Raw genomic sequence first — 12,684 nt, 5'->3', positions numbered from 1 at the left:
GGCTCGGGGCCGTGGGTGGGGCGGATGAGCCGGCATGTAAGCCGGATTCTGTTCCCGGGGGCCTCGCGGCGCTCCCGTTCGGCGGCCATCCATCTCGGCCTGCCGTCGCCGACAGGCTCTTGCGGCCTACCCGCAGGCATCGGACGGGCCGTCCTCGAACGCCTGCGCAGGTGCCCGGGGGCACCCTCTTGGCCTTGCTCCGGGTGGGGTTTACCTAGCCGCCCCCGTCACCGGGGGCGCTGGTGGTCTCTTACACCACCGTTTCACCCTTACCCCGGCTCGCACCGGGGCGGTCTGTTCTCTGTGGCACTGTCCCGAGGGTCGCCCCTGGTTGCCGTTGACAACCACCCTGCCCTGTGGAGTCCGGACTTTCCTCGGCGACGGAGGTGAATCCGTCGACGCGGCCGCCCTGCCGACTCATCCGCTCCCACCAGCGTAGTCGGCCCGCTCCCAGGCTGTGGAACCAGGTCGCCCGAAGCTTGTCGGGATGTGGAATTGCTGCTCTACTCGGAACATGCCGGGAATGGGAGGACTGACTCGACGTCGCCACGTCGACTTCGGTCGCACCGCCGCCGCGATCTGTTGTCGCTGACGCATTTACCTCGCACACCGAGCCTTTTCACACCGAAAGGTGTCAGGAATCCATGTCCTCTGTTCTGGTGATTTCCGGCAGTCCCTCGCCCGTGTCCCGCACCGGCATCCTCGTCGCCCGCGTCGAGGAGCTGCTGCGCGGGTCCGAGCACGACGTCCGCACCCTGCACGTCCGCGAACTCCCGACGTTGTCCCTGCTCACGGAGGACCTGCGGGACCCGGACATCGGCGACGCGGTCGCCGCCGTGCTGCGCGCCGACGGCATCGTGGTCGCCAGCCCGGTCTACCGGGCCGCCTACAGCGGCCTGGTGAAAGCGCTGCTGGACCTGCTGCCGAAACGCGCGCTGCGCGGTCGCGCGGTCCTGCCGCTGGCCACCGGCGGCAACCAGGGCTTCCTCGTGGCCATGGACTACGCGCTCAACCCGCTGCTCGCCGGCAAAGGCGCGGACAACGTGCTGCGCGGCGAATTCGTCCTCGACGGCGACATCACCGGCGACGTGATCGAGCCGAAAGCCGACGCGGCGGTGCGCGATGCGGTGGACCGGTTCGCGCACGCCGTCGCGGAGGCCCGGTTCCGGCGTGCGCGCCCGCGCCTGCGCGCGGCGGGTTAGGGCTCGGACGGGGCGGTGCCCGCGGGTTCCGGCCGGGTGTCCGGGCGCGGGACCGGCTGTCGTCCCGCGCGCCTGCCCAGGGCCACGAGGACCAGGGTCGCGGTGATCGACCCGGCCGCCATCAGCGTGATGGCCGCGGCCGGGGAGGTCAGCTGGGCCGGCGTGCCCGCGAGGAGCGCGCCGATCCCCTGGCACGCGGCCATGCCGGTGGTGTACAGGCCGAGGGCCTGGCCGGTGAGGTCGTCGGGGGTGAGCGACATCAGGCGTTCCTGGAGCGCGAGGCTCGCGGCGAAGCCGACGGAGGCGATGGCGACGGCCGCGGGCGGCACGAGGCGCCCCACCGCCAGGTCGCCCAGGAACATGCCCAGCGCCCCGAACGCGTACATCGCGCCCGCGGCTCCGGGGGCGTAGGGGACGTAGAGCGAGTCGCCGCCGACCACCAGGCCGTTGGGGACCCACAGGGCCAGGTACGTCAGGCGGCGGGGGCGCGAGGACCACAGCAGGCCGCCGCGCACCCCGCCGCCCGACGACGCCGCCAGGCCCTGCGCGAGCAGGACGGCGAAGACCCCCGGACCGGCAGGCCCGGCAGCGCGAGCACCGCCGTGCCGAGCGCGAAGGCGAGGGCGAGGCCGGACAGGATCGCCCGCGGGGGCAGCCGGTCGGCGGCCGACAGCAGGAACGCTCCCCCCAGCAGCTGCGCCAACTGCGGGCCGAACATGCTCACCGCCGACAGCAGCGGCGACCCGGTGGCCCGGAAGACCAGCGTGGCCAGGGCCAGGGCGCCGATCGTGCCGGCCGCGGCGGAAGCGGCGGAGGACAGCAGGAACGGCGTGAACTCCGGGGTGCGGAACAGGGAGCGGTAGCTGCGCATGGGCCGGATCCTCCCCAGCCGTCCGGGCCGTGTTGACTGTTTCGCCGACGCGCGAAAGGTCGTGGGCATGGGCTTGTGGCGGATCGACACCGACACCCTGGCCCGGGGCCGGTTCGTGGTCTCGCGGTTCGCCGAGGTCTTCGCGAGCCTGAGGCTGCTCGACGCGGGCGTCGGCGCCCACCCCGGCGAGGACGCCTGGCTGCGCGCGCACCTGCCCGCCTACCGCGCGCACCTCGCGGCCGACCCGGTGGCCGGGCCGCTCGTGCGGGCGGCGATCGGCCCGTCCTGGATCGCCGACTTCTTCTGCCCCACCCCGGGCGAGGGCGAGGGCTTCGAGCGGACCGCGGCCCGGGTGCGGGCGACGGGGGCGGAGCGGGCGCGGGCCGACCTGCGCGCGTCCCTGCGCGGCCCGCTGCCCGCCGTCCTGGACCGGGACGACCTGCCCGAGCGGGCGACCGCGCTGCTGACCCACGTCCGGGAGCGGGCCGTGCGGCCGCACTGGGAGCACCGGCGGCGCGTCCTGGAGGCGGACGTGGCCGCGCGGACCGCGCACGTGGGCCGGGGCGGTTGGGCGGCGGTCCTGGACTCGCTGAAGCCGGGGACCCGGTGGCTCGGCGGGAGCCGCTTCCGGGTCAACCGGACCGGGCACCCGCCGCGGGAGGTCGCCGCGCGGGCCGGGCTGCTGGTCCTGCTCGGGACGCCCCTGAGCACGACGCAGCTGGTCGCCCTGACCGGCCAGGGGCTCGGGTCGGTGGGGCGGCACCTGCGGGTGCTGCGGGACGCGGGGCTGGTGGAGCGGCGGCGGGCCGGGCGGTCGGTGCTGTACGCGCGGACGGAGGCCGGGCGGACGCCGGCGGAGGCGTCCGGCGCCGGCGCCCCCTAGGCCAGGTGGGACGTGTCGTTGACCAGCCGCACCGAGGCGTGCCCGTCGGGGTAGAACTCGACCACCGACAGCGACGCGAGGTCCAGGTGCAGCCGGAACAGCAGTGACGGGCCGACGTCCAGCGCGGTCCGCAGCAGCTGCTTGATCGGCGTGACGTGGCTGACCACGACGACGTCCGCGCCGCCGTAGCGGGCGATGAGGTCGGTCTTGACCCGCCGCACGCGCCGCAGCACCTCGTCGAAGCTCTCCCCGCCCGGCGCGGGCACGGTCGGGTCGGACAGCCACCGCCGGTGCACGTCGGGGTCGCGCCGGGCGGCCTCGGCGAAGGTCAGGCCCTCCCACGCGCCGAAGTCGGTCTCGACCAGGCCCTCGTGGGTGGTCAGCTCGGCGCCGGTGGCGGCGGCGACGGCGCGCGCGGTCTCCTGCGCGCGGGCGAGCGGCGAGGCCACCACGGCGGCGACGCCGGCGAGCTTGCCCAGCCTGCGGGCGGCGGCCTCGGCCTGCCCGCGCCCGACCTCGGTCAGCGGCGGGTTGCCGCGCCCGGAGTAGCGGCGGGCCACCGACAGCTCGGTCTGCCCGTGCCGCAGCAGGTGCAGGCGGGTCGGCTCGCCCACCGCGCCGGTCCACGACGACGGCGGCGCCTGCCCCGTCCCCCCGGCCTCGCCCCGCCCCGGTCCGGCCTTCCCCGGCTCCAACTGCCCGGTCTCGGGCTGCTGGGGCTCGGGTCGCCGCTCCACGCCGGCCTGGTCGTCCATGGCCTGGTTGGCGAGCCGGTCGGCGCGCTTGTTGCGCTCGCGCGGCACCCACTCGTAGCTGACCCGCGCGAACGCCCGCGCCAGCTCGCGCGCGGTCGCGAACAGCGGCTGCATCGCCGGGTGCTTGACCTTCCAGCGCCCGGACATCTGCTCGACCACGAGCTTGGAGTCCATCCGCACGACCACCTCGGCGGCGCCCACCTCGGTCGCCGCCCGCAGCCCCGCGATCAGGCCCTGGTACTCGGCGACGTTGTTGGTGGCCACGCCGATGCCCTCGGCCCGCTCCGCCAGCACCTCGCCGGTCGCGGACAGCACCACGGCGCCGTAGCCGGCGGGCCCGGGGTTGCCGCGCGACCCGCCGTCCGCCTCGACGAAGACCTTCACCGCACCCGTCACAGACCGGATTCCGAGGTGCGGACCATGATCGCGCCGCACTCCTCGCACTGCACGACCTCGTCCGCCGGCGAGTCCTTGACGTTGGCCAGCGCGCTGCGGTCCAGCTCGATCCGGCACGCGCCGCAGCGGCGGGACTGGAGCAGCGCGGCCCCGGTGCCCTTGTGCAGGCGCACCCGGTCGTAGAGGGCCAGCAGCGGTTCGGGGAACTGGCCGGACAGCGTCGTGCGCTCGGCGGTGCGCTTGGCCTCGGTGGACTCCAGGTCGGCCAGCGCGGAGTCGCGGCGGCGGGCCGCGTCCGACAGCGCCTCCTGGGCCTTGTCCAGCTCGACGCGGGCGTGCTGGACGTTCGCCTCGACGGCCTCGCGGCGCTCCATCAGCTCCAGCAGGTCGTCCTCCAGGGCGCCGCGCCGGCGGCCGAGGGTGGCCAGCTCGTGCTCCAGGTCGGTGAGCTGCTTGGCGCCGACCGTGCCGCCCTGGAGCAGCTTGCGGTCGCGGTCCTCGCGGGCCCGGACCTGGTCGATCTCGGTCTCCTGCCGCTTGACCTCGCGGGTGAGGTCGCCGAGGTTGGTCTCGACCGTGGTCAACGCGTCCTGCTTGGCCCTGAGCACCTTCTCGGCCTCGGCGATCTCCGCCAGCTCGGGCAGCGTGCGGCGGCGGTGGGTGACACGCGCCAACTCGGTGTCGACCCGGGCGAGGTCGAGCAACCGGCGCTGCACGGCGGGATCGGCTTTCACTGGGCTCCTCCTGTTCGGCTCGTCGCGCCGACGGTCCACGGGTCGGTCCGGCGGGTCGAGACGACGACTTCGACCGTACCGCCGAGGGCGGAGCGCACGACTTCGGCCGCCTGCCCGCACCACGGCCACTCGCTGGCCCAGTGCGCCACGTCGACGAGCGCGGGCCCGCCGGCGGCCAGGTGCTCGCCCGCCGGGTGGTGGCGCAGGTCCGCGGTCACGTAGGCGTCCACGCCCGCCCGCGTCGCGGCGGACAGGTAGCCGTCGCCCGCGCCGCCGCACACCGCGACCCGCCGCACGGGCCGGTCGGGGTCGCCGGCGGCGCGCACGCCCCACGCGGTGGCGGGCAGGGCGTCGGCGACGCGCCGGGCGAACGCGCGCAGCGGCTCGGCGGCGGGCAGCTCGCCCACCCGGCCGATGCCCGTGTCGGACGGCAGCTCGGCGATCTCGTTGAGGTTGAACGCGACTTCCTCGTACGGGTGGGCGGCGCGCAGCGCGCGCACGACCTCGGCGCGGCGACGGCGCTCCAGCACCACCTCGACGCGCGTCTCGGGCAGCCGCCGCAGCTCGCCGACCGCGCCGTCGGCGGGGTTCGCGCCGGGCAGCGGCCGGAACTGGCCGGTGCCGTCGACGGTCCACGCGGCGTCGCGGTAGTCGCCGAGGGCGCCCGCGCCGGCGGCGTGCAGGGCGTCCAGGACCCGCTGGGCGTGCTCCACCGGCGCGTAGGTGGCCAGCACGTCCAGCTGCCGGGCGGGCGCGGGCGACAGCGGACCGGTCACCCGCAGGCCCAGGGCGTGGGCCAGCGCGTCGGACACGCCGGGGTTGGCGGCGTCGGCGTTGGTGTGCGCGGTGTAGAGCGCCACGCCCGCGCGGATCAGCCGGTGCACCAGGGCGCCCTTGGGGTCGTCGGCGGGCACGCCGTTGACCCCGCGCAGCATCAGCGGGTGGTGGGCGACCAGCAGTTGCGCGCCGACCTCCAGCGCCTCGTCCACTGTGGACTCGACGGGGTCGACGCAGAACAGCGCCCTCGTCACGGGTTCGGCGCGGTCGCCGCAGACCAGGCCGACCGCGTCCCACGACTCGGCGGTCGCCGGCGGGTAGGCCGCCTCCAGCGCGGCCAGCACGTCACCGAGCGTCGTCGTCACGCTTCCTCCAGCACCACGCGCAGCGCGTCCACCAGCACCGCGAACTGCTCCGGCGCGCGCACCGCGACGCGCAGGTGGTCGGCCGTCAGGCCGGGGAACGTGTCGCCGCGCCGCACCGCCACCCCCTTGTCCCGCAACGCCCGCCGCACCCGCGGCCCGTCGGGCACGCGCAGCAGCGCGAACGGCGCGGCCGGCGGCACGACCACCAGGTCGCCCAGCCGCGCCACGGCCAGCGACGTGTGCTCGCGCGCCTCCCACGCCAGCGCCTCGGCCTCGGCCACGGCCTCCGGCGAGCAGCACGCCGCCACGGCCTCCAGCACCAGGCTGCCCACCGGCCACTGGGGCCGGGTCAGCGCCAGCCGCGCCAGCAGCTCCGGCGCGCCCAGGAAGTAGCCGGCGCGCAGCCCGGCCAGCCCCCACGTCTTGGTCAGGCTGCGCAGCACCAGCAGCCCGCCCAGGTCGCCGCGGCCGGCCAGCGACTCGGGCTCGCCGGGGATCGCGTCGGCGAACGCCTCGTCCACCACCAGCACCCGGCCGGGCCTGGCCAGCGCCGCGACCGCCTCGGCCGGGTGCAGCACGGACGTCGGGTTGGTCGGGTTGCCCAGCACCACCAGGTCGGCCTCGTCGGGCACCAGCTCGGGCCGCAGCCGGTAGTCGTCCTCGGGCCGCAGCTGCACCCTCCGCACGGGCACGCCCGCGTCGCGCAGCGCCACCTCGGGCTCGGTGAACGACGGGTGCACCACGGCGGCCAGGGACGGGCGCAGGTCCGGCAGCAGGGCGAAGCCCTCGGCGGCGCCGTTGAGCACCAGCACCTCGTCCGGCGACCGGCCGTGCCGCGCCGCGACGGCCTCGCGGGCCCGCAGGTCGGCGGCGGCGCCCGGGTAGGAGCCGAGGGCGTCCAGGGTGGCGGCCAGCCGGTCGCGCAGCCACCGCGGCGGCGCGGGCACCCGCACGTTCACCGCGAAGTCCGCGAGTCCGGGCTCGGCGTCGACGTCCCCGTGGTGGCGCAGCAGCGCCCGGCCGGGATCCTGGCTGGTCATCGCCGGGAGTCTAGGCGATCTGCGAGGCCGCCCAGTCGAGGTAGGCCCCCGGCAGCTCGCGCAGCACGCCGAGCGCTTCCCCGTGGGGCAGGTCGGGCAGCGCCCGCACCGCGCGGGCGGCCAGCGACGTGCAGTGCGCGAGGGTGTCCGCGACCATGCTGGTCCGCCGCAGCCCGGCGAGCAGCCCGGCCAGCTCGTCGTCGGTCAGCTCGCGGCCGCGCTCCGCCAGCAGCCGGCGCCGGTCGGCGTCGAGGGCGCGCAGCAACGGGAGGGTGTAGACGCCCTGGCGGACGTCGTTGCCGGCTGGCTTGCCCAGCCGCCGGGACGTGGACGCCAGGTCCAGCAGGTCGTCGAGGACCTGGAACTGCACCCCGAACAGCGCGCCGTAGCGGCCCAGGGCGGCGGCGGTGTCCTCGTCGGCGCCGGCGCAGTGCGCGGCCAGCACGCAACCCACCTCGAACAGCGCCCCGGTCTTGCGCTCGATCGAGCGCAGCGCGTCGTCCGGCGAGCGGTGGGCGTCGTAGAGGTCGAGCACCTCCAGCGCCTGGCCCTCGACCAGGGCGGCGACGGCCTCGGCGAGCCTGCTCGCGGCGTAGGGGGAGATCCGGTCGAGCGCGACCTGGCTCGCGCGGGCCAGCATGAAGTCCCCGACGAGCACGGCGGGCCCGGCGCCCCAGGCCGCGTTGACCGTGCGCACGCCGCGCCGCTCGGTGGCGCCGTCCATGAGGTCGTCGTGCACGAGCGAGCCCGCGTGCAGCAGCTCCACGCACGCGGCGGCGGTGATCGCCTTGTCGGGCACGGTCCCGGCCACGGCCAGGGCGCCCGCCAGCACCAGGACCGGGCGCAAGCGCTTGCCGCCCGCGGCGGTGATGCGGCCGGCGTGGGCGTTGACGGCCGGCACCGACGACGACGTCGCCAGCCTCCGCACCTCGTCCTCGACCAGCGGCAGCGCCGCGGCCAGGGCGGGCATGGTCGGCATGGGTTTCACGGTGGACACGCGGTGATCGTCGCGCGGCCCGGCTGAGAGCCCGCTGAGATCACCGCGGTCCGGTCACCCCACCGCGGAGAGCACCGAGGCGAACATGGCGAACAGCACGACCGCCGCGCTCAGCACCAGGTGCGCGAGCGAGGGCACCTCGCACCCGGTCAACCGGCACAGCGTCGACTCGTTCACCGGTCACCCGCCTTCCGCGGCCGGCCGGGCGACCCCGGGCGGACGGGCCGCCCGGCATTGAGCGGACGAGTGCGGCGCACGACACACTTGTGGCACATACGCGTTCCTTCCCCGACATTCCACACGCATTGTCGTCGGAATTGGACGCCCGTTCGTTACCCGTTCTCGCGCTTTCGCAGACTTTCCTCGGCAGCCGACAGGAACCGGGCCCGGTCCTGCCTGAGCCGCTGTCGCCGCTGCCGCTCCCGGACCCACGTGCGCACGTCGTCGGCCTGCAGGGCGGCCGCCTCGCGGTAGAACTCGCCCTCGAACCACCACCACGACCTAATGCCGTGCCTGGCAATGCGCACGGGCTGTTCCCGTTGCGACACGTCCAGTGACGGAAAATCGGTGACCAGGCTCGGCGGGCACCCGGTGCCGACGAAGAAAAGCCTTTTCCGGAAGAGCAAACCGCGATCGGTGAAGAATCCGGCGTTCGGGTCGGGCGCCAGCCCGCCGGGCGAGGTCACCGGGCGGGGCCGGGCGAACGCGGGCGTCTCCGGCCACGACCGGCGCCGCAGCGCCAAGCCCACCACCGCCCCGACCGCGAGCAGCACGACGACACCGACCACGACCCCGGACATCAGAAACTCCCCACGAGCGCCGGCCGACCGGTTCGACGCGCTCGGCGTCCTCGGAACGCCGCGACCTGGCAGACTGCGCTGCCGTGGGCTTGCACGTGACCTTCATCTGCACCGGCAACATCTGCCGTTCCCCCGTGGCCGCGATCATATTCCGGGAGCACCTGCGGCGAGCGGGCCTGGGTGACCTCGTCGAGGTGACCAGCGCGGGCACCGGCGGCTGGCACGTGGGCGACCCGGCCGACCCGCGCGCGGCGAAGTCGCTGGCGGACCACGGCTATCCGACGGGGCACACCGCGGCGCAGGTCGCGGACGACCACCTGGACGCCGACCTGCTGGTGGCGCTGGACTCGGGGCACGCCCGCGCCCTGCGGCGGATGGTGCCCGACCCGTCGAAGGTGCGGCTGCTGCGGTCGTTCGACCCGGACGCGGACGGGGAGGACGTGCCGGACCCGTACTACGGCGACGAGGCCGGGTTCGACCGGGTGATCACGATGGTGGAGGCGGCCGTGCCGGGGCTGCTGGCGTGGGCGCGCGAGCGGTTGTGACGCCGGTCCCGGGAGGGCTTCGCGGGCGTGCCCGGCGACCGGGAGCGCTTCGCGGGCGTACCCGGCGACCGGGAGCGCTTCGCGGAGGTCCCCGGCCAGGGGACCCCTGTTCTCATTCTGCCGGCCCCGGACGACGATCCGGGCCGCGTCGAGCCGGCCTGTGGACAACCGGCCCGCGAACGACCGGAGGGCACCCGTGAACCCCGCCCGCGCCGCCGCCGAGCTGACCGGCCACGACACCATCGAGGTCCGGCAGCTCGGCCCCGCCGTCTGGGAGGTCGACCTGGCCGACGGCGACCTGGTCGTGGTCAAGCGGCACGACCGCCCGAACGCCGTCCTCGCCGAAGCCGCCTCCCTCGACTGGCTCGCCGAACCGGAGGGCCCGCCCGTGCCCGGCGTGCGCGGCCACGACGACCGGTGGCTCGTGATCGACCAGGTGGAACCCGGCCGCCCGTCCCCGGCCGCCGCCGAGGAGTTCGGCCGCGCCCTCGCCCGCCTGCACGCCACCGGCGCCCCCGCGTTCGGCGCGCCACCGCCCGGCGGCCCGCGGGACGCCGCCATCGGCCTCGCCCCCATGCCCAACACCCCGCGCGACACCTGGGCCGACTGGTTCCGCGAGGACCGCATCGCCCACTACGCCCGCCTCGCCGTCGACCGGGGAGCCCTCACCCCCGACGAGGCCCGCCGCGTCGAACGGGTCCCCGTCGAGGCGCCAGACGAGCCGCCCGCCCGCCTCCACGGCGACCTGTGGAACGGCAACGTGCACTGGGCCGCCGACGGCCGCGCGTGGCTGATCGACCCCGCCGCCCACGGCGGCCACCGGGAGGGCGACCTGGCCATGCTCGCCCTGTTCGGCTGCCCCCACCTCGACCGCGTCCTCGCCGCCTACCACGAGACCGCGCCGCTGGCCGACGGCTGGCGCGAGCGCATCCCCCTGCACCAGCTGTTCCCCGTCCTGGTGCACGCCGTGCTGTTCGGCCGGGGTTACGCCCAACAGGCGTTGGCCGCGGCCCGTGCGCTGACATGATGGTCCGATGGGGATGCGACTCTTCGGCCACGAGGGCTGGCGCTGGATCAACGAGCCCCGCTCCTGGTCCGCCGACGCCGGGCTGACCGTCACCGCGGACCCGGACACCGACTTCTGGCGCACCACCCACTACGGGTACGACCGCGACTCCGGGCACCTGCTGGGCGTCCCGGTGATCGGCGACGCCTCCTTCACCGCGTCGTTCACCGCCGACTACGCCGCCCAGTACGACCAGGCGGGCATCGCGCTCCGCGTGGACGACCGCACCTGGATCAAGGCGGGCGCCGAGCTGGTGGACGGCGAGTTCCAGATCAGCACCGTCGTGACCAGGGAGTTCTCCGACTGGTCGGTGGTGGGTGTGGCCCGCGCCGACCGGATGACGATCTCCGCGGCGCGCGAGGGCGACGCGGTGACCCTCCGCTACGGCCTCGGCGACGAGGAGCCGGTCAACCTGCTGCGCCTGGCGTACTTCCCGCCCGACGTGCCCGCGCTGGTCGGGGTGATGGCGGCGGCGCCGACCGGGGGCGGTTTCACTGTCCGGTTCGACCGGATTCAGGTCACATCGGCGTAGGGCTTACCGTGGTGGCGTGCGGTTGAGGTTCCTGTTGCGTCCCGGCTGGCTCGCGCTGACGTTGACGGTGTGGGTGTTCGCGGGCGCCTGCTTCGCGCTGCTCGCGCCCTGGCAGTTCGACCGCGACACCGAGCGGGACGCGCAGAACAGCGCCGTGACCACGGCCGTGCGCACCGACCCGGTGCCCGTCGACGGGCTGCTGGACCGGCCCAACACCGACTTCGAGTGGCGCCGCGTCACGCTCACCGGCCGCTACCTGCCCGAGGCGCAGGCGGTGGCGCGGCTGCGGACCGTGCAGGGCGAGGCCGCGTTCGAGGTGCTGACCCCGTTCGAGCTGGCGAGCGGCCCGGTCGTGCTGGTCGACCGCGGCTACGTGCGGCCGGTCAACGGCATCCGGGTGCCGGAGCTGAAGCCCGTGCCGACCGGCGAGGTGACGCTGGTCGCGTGGACCCGCGCGGGCGAGTCGGACGACCGGGACGCGTTCACCGAGGACGGCCACCGCCAGGTGTACGCGATCAACCCGGCCGTGGTGGGCCGGGCGGCCGGCCTGGACATCCGGCCGGGCTACTTCCAGCTCACCGAGGACCAGCCGGGCGTGGAGGGCGCGCTGCCGCTGCCCAAGCTGGACGCGGGCCCGTTCTTCTCCTACGCGCTCCAGTGGATCGCGTTCGGCGCGATGGCCCTGGCCGGCTGGCTGTACTTCACCGTCCGCGAGGTCCGACCCGGCGGCGCGCTGCACGAGGGGCCGCGCGTCAGGCGGAAGTCCGTCGCCGAGATGCTCGCCGAAGACGAGGCCGCACCAGCGCGATGAGCGCGGTCGCGGCCGCCGCCGACGCGCCGACCACCCGCGACAGCTCCACCGCCCGCGTCACGTGGCCCGCGTCCGGGTTGCGGCCGTGCCCGAGCACCGGCCGGTCCTCCGCGCCGTGCGCGTACACCGTGCGGCCGCCCAGCCGGATCTCCAGCGCGCCCGCGAACGCCGCCTCCACCTGCCCGGCGTTCGGGCTCGGGTGCGCCGCCGCGTCCCGCCGCCACGTCCGCCACGCCTCGCCCGCCGACCCGCCGACGACCGGCGCGCCCAGCGCGGTGAGCAGCGCCGCCAGCCGCGACGGCACCAGGTTCGCCACGTCGTCCAGGCGCGCGGCGGCCCAGCCGAACCGGCGGTAGCGCGGGCTGCGGTGGCCGACCATCGCGTCGAGCGTGTTCACCGCCCGGTAGCCGAGCAGGCCGGGCACGCCCGCGACCGCGCCCCAGAACAGCGGGGCGACCACGGCGTCGGAGGTGTTCTCCGCCACGGACTCCACGGTGGCCTTGGCCAGGCCCATCGTGTCCAGCTTCGACGGGTCGCGCCCGCACAGGCCGGGCAGCCGGTCGCGGGCCGCCGCCAGGTCGCCGCCGTCCAGCTCGCGGCCCATCGCGGTGCCCTCGTCGGCCAGCGACGCGCCGCCCAGCACGACCCACGTGGCCGCCGCCGTGGTCAGCGCCCGCACCGCCTGGTCCCGCCCGGCCAGCCGCTCGACCGCGACACCGGCCAGCACGGTGCCGCCGACCAGCGCGACCACGTGCGCGACCCCGGCCGCCCGGTGGTCGCGGTACAGCCGGCGCTCCAGCGCCGACGCGGCGCGCCCGAACCCCGCCACCGGGTGGTACCTCTTCGGGTCGCCGAGCACGGCGTCCGCGGCCACCCCCAACACCAGCCCCACAGCCCGCCCCAGACTCAC

At 75.9% G+C, this 12,684-nt stretch carries 16 protein-coding genes and 1 other RNA gene; 6 read left to right on the top strand and 11 right to left on the bottom strand.

The annotated features are described in order from the left end of the window. Nucleotides 1-21: 21 nt before the first annotated feature. Nucleotides 22-420, bottom strand: an RNA gene (rnpB, locus tag ACFV4N_RS01490) — RNase P RNA component class A. 224 nt (nt 421-644) lie between these two features. On the opposite strand from rnpB, the gene ACFV4N_RS01485 reads away from it, so the two are divergent. Then, entirely contained in the window at nt 645-1,202 is a 558-nt protein-coding gene (locus ACFV4N_RS01485) for an NAD(P)H-dependent oxidoreductase (protein ID WP_499670521.1), read from the top strand. On the opposite strand, the gene ACFV4N_RS01480 is transcribed toward ACFV4N_RS01485, so the two are convergent. Further along, nucleotides 1,199-1,717: a hypothetical protein gene (locus tag ACFV4N_RS01480; protein WP_499670520.1), complete on the bottom strand. Its 519-nt coding sequence runs from the start codon at nt 1,715-1,717 to the stop codon at nt 1,199-1,201. The two genes, ACFV4N_RS01485 and ACFV4N_RS01480, sit on opposite strands and share 4 nt — an antisense overlap. Beyond that, on the bottom strand, nt 1,675-2,073 hold the full coding sequence (locus tag ACFV4N_RS01475) for a hypothetical protein (protein WP_499670519.1): 399 nt from the start codon (nt 2,071-2,073) through the stop codon (nt 1,675-1,677). The genes ACFV4N_RS01480 and ACFV4N_RS01475 overlap by 43 nt, the downstream gene beginning before the upstream one ends. A 67-nt stretch (nt 2,074-2,140) precedes the next feature. Here ACFV4N_RS01475 and ACFV4N_RS01470 point away from each other — a divergent pair, with 67 nt between their 5' ends. Beyond that, nucleotides 2,141-2,956 carry a helix-turn-helix domain-containing protein gene (locus ACFV4N_RS01470; RefSeq protein ID WP_499670518.1) on the top strand — a complete coding sequence of 272 codons (816 nt, stop codon included), beginning with the start codon at nt 2,141-2,143 and terminating at the stop codon, nt 2,954-2,956. Here the strand turns inward: ACFV4N_RS01470 and ACFV4N_RS01465 are convergent. The 7 genes from ACFV4N_RS01465 to ACFV4N_RS01435 form a co-directional block, all read right to left on the bottom strand. Next, nucleotides 2,953-4,107 (bottom strand): bifunctional RNase H/acid phosphatase, encoded by a 1,155-nt coding sequence (locus ACFV4N_RS01465; RefSeq protein WP_499670517.1) that lies wholly within the window; start codon nt 4,105-4,107, stop codon nt 2,953-2,955. The genes ACFV4N_RS01470 and ACFV4N_RS01465 overlap by 4 nt on opposite strands. Next, nucleotides 4,104-4,841: a zinc ribbon domain-containing protein gene (locus ACFV4N_RS01460; protein ID WP_499670516.1), complete on the bottom strand. Its 738-nt coding sequence runs from the start codon at nt 4,839-4,841 to the stop codon at nt 4,104-4,106. Before ACFV4N_RS01460 ends, ACFV4N_RS01465 begins: the two co-directional genes overlap by 4 nt. Then, a complete protein-coding gene (locus ACFV4N_RS01455) occupies nt 4,838-5,983 on the bottom strand; it encodes a Nif3-like dinuclear metal center hexameric protein (RefSeq protein WP_499670515.1) in 1,146 nt (381 codons plus the stop codon). The genes ACFV4N_RS01460 and ACFV4N_RS01455 overlap by 4 nt, the downstream gene beginning before the upstream one ends. Further along, the gene (gene cobC / locus ACFV4N_RS01450) at nt 5,980-7,023 is read right to left on the bottom strand and encodes an Rv2231c family histidinol phosphate aminotransferase CobC (RefSeq protein WP_499670514.1); all 1,044 of its coding nucleotides are present in this window, start codon (nt 7,021-7,023) and stop codon (nt 5,980-5,982) included. The genes ACFV4N_RS01455 and cobC overlap by 4 nt, the downstream gene beginning before the upstream one ends. A 10-nt stretch (nt 7,024-7,033) precedes the next feature. Further along, a complete protein-coding gene (locus ACFV4N_RS01445) occupies nt 7,034-8,020 on the bottom strand; it encodes a polyprenyl synthetase family protein (RefSeq protein WP_499670513.1) in 987 nt (328 codons plus the stop codon). 54 nt (nt 8,021-8,074) lie between these two features. Beyond that, on the bottom strand, nt 8,075-8,197 hold the full coding sequence (locus ACFV4N_RS01440; protein WP_499670512.1) for a hypothetical protein: 123 nt from the start codon (nt 8,195-8,197) through the stop codon (nt 8,075-8,077). A gap of 155 nt (nt 8,198-8,352) precedes the next feature. Beyond that, nucleotides 8,353-8,820: a hypothetical protein gene (locus ACFV4N_RS01435; RefSeq protein ID WP_499670511.1), complete on the bottom strand. Its 468-nt coding sequence runs from the start codon at nt 8,818-8,820 to the stop codon at nt 8,353-8,355. 89 nt (nt 8,821-8,909) lie between these two features. On the opposite strand from ACFV4N_RS01435, the gene ACFV4N_RS01430 reads away from it, so the two are divergent. From ACFV4N_RS01430 to ACFV4N_RS01415, 4 genes are all read left to right on the top strand, one after another. Next, nucleotides 8,910-9,365 carry a low molecular weight protein-tyrosine-phosphatase gene (locus ACFV4N_RS01430; RefSeq protein ID WP_499670551.1) on the top strand — a complete coding sequence of 152 codons (456 nt, stop codon included), beginning with the start codon at nt 8,910-8,912 and terminating at the stop codon, nt 9,363-9,365. A gap of 196 nt (nt 9,366-9,561) precedes the next feature. Then, nucleotides 9,562-10,392, top strand: coding sequence for a fructosamine kinase family protein (locus ACFV4N_RS01425; protein ID WP_499670510.1), 831 nt, complete (start codon nt 9,562-9,564; stop codon nt 10,390-10,392). 7 nt (nt 10,393-10,399) lie between these two features. Next, entirely contained in the window at nt 10,400-10,963 is a 564-nt protein-coding gene (locus tag ACFV4N_RS01420) for a DUF1349 domain-containing protein (protein WP_499670509.1), read from the top strand. 16 nt (nt 10,964-10,979) lie between these two features. Continuing rightward, nucleotides 10,980-11,774 (top strand): SURF1 family cytochrome oxidase biogenesis protein, encoded by a 795-nt coding sequence (locus tag ACFV4N_RS01415; protein WP_499670508.1) that lies wholly within the window; start codon nt 10,980-10,982, stop codon nt 11,772-11,774. On the opposite strand, the gene ACFV4N_RS01410 is transcribed toward ACFV4N_RS01415, so the two are convergent. Beyond that, the gene (locus ACFV4N_RS01410; protein ID WP_499670507.1) at nt 11,716-12,684 is read right to left on the bottom strand and encodes a cobalamin biosynthesis protein; all 969 of its coding nucleotides are present in this window, start codon (nt 12,682-12,684) and stop codon (nt 11,716-11,718) included. The two genes, ACFV4N_RS01415 and ACFV4N_RS01410, sit on opposite strands and share 59 nt — an antisense overlap.

Source organism: Actinosynnema sp. NPDC059797 (assembly GCF_042732085.1).
In the GTDB taxonomy this organism is placed as follows: Bacteria; Actinomycetota; Actinomycetes; order Mycobacteriales; family Pseudonocardiaceae; genus Actinosynnema.
Note: the sequence above shows the minus strand (reverse complement) of the source record. Positions and strands in the feature narration are given on the sequence as shown.

What these genes read in the sequence shown, in the direction of transcription:
- ACFV4N_RS01485 (WP_499670521.1), top strand. Translation starts at nt 645, where the DNA reads ATGTCCTCTGTTCTGGTGATTTCCGGCAGTCCCTCGCCCGTGTCCCGC.
- ACFV4N_RS01475 (WP_499670519.1), bottom strand. Translation starts at nt 2,073, where the DNA reads ATGCGCAGCTACCGCTCCCTGTTCCGCACCCCGGAGTTCACGCCGTTC.
- ACFV4N_RS01470 (WP_499670518.1), top strand. Translation starts at nt 2,141, where the DNA reads ATGGGCTTGTGGCGGATCGACACCGACACCCTGGCCCGGGGCCGGTTC.
- cobC (WP_499670514.1), bottom strand. Translation starts at nt 7,023, where the DNA reads ATGACCAGCCAGGATCCCGGCCGGGCGCTGCTGCGCCACCACGGGGAC.
- ACFV4N_RS01435 (WP_499670511.1), bottom strand. Translation starts at nt 8,820, where the DNA reads ATGTCCGGGGTCGTGGTCGGTGTCGTCGTGCTGCTCGCGGTCGGGGCG.
- ACFV4N_RS01420 (WP_499670509.1), top strand. Translation starts at nt 10,400, where the DNA reads ATGGGGATGCGACTCTTCGGCCACGAGGGCTGGCGCTGGATCAACGAG.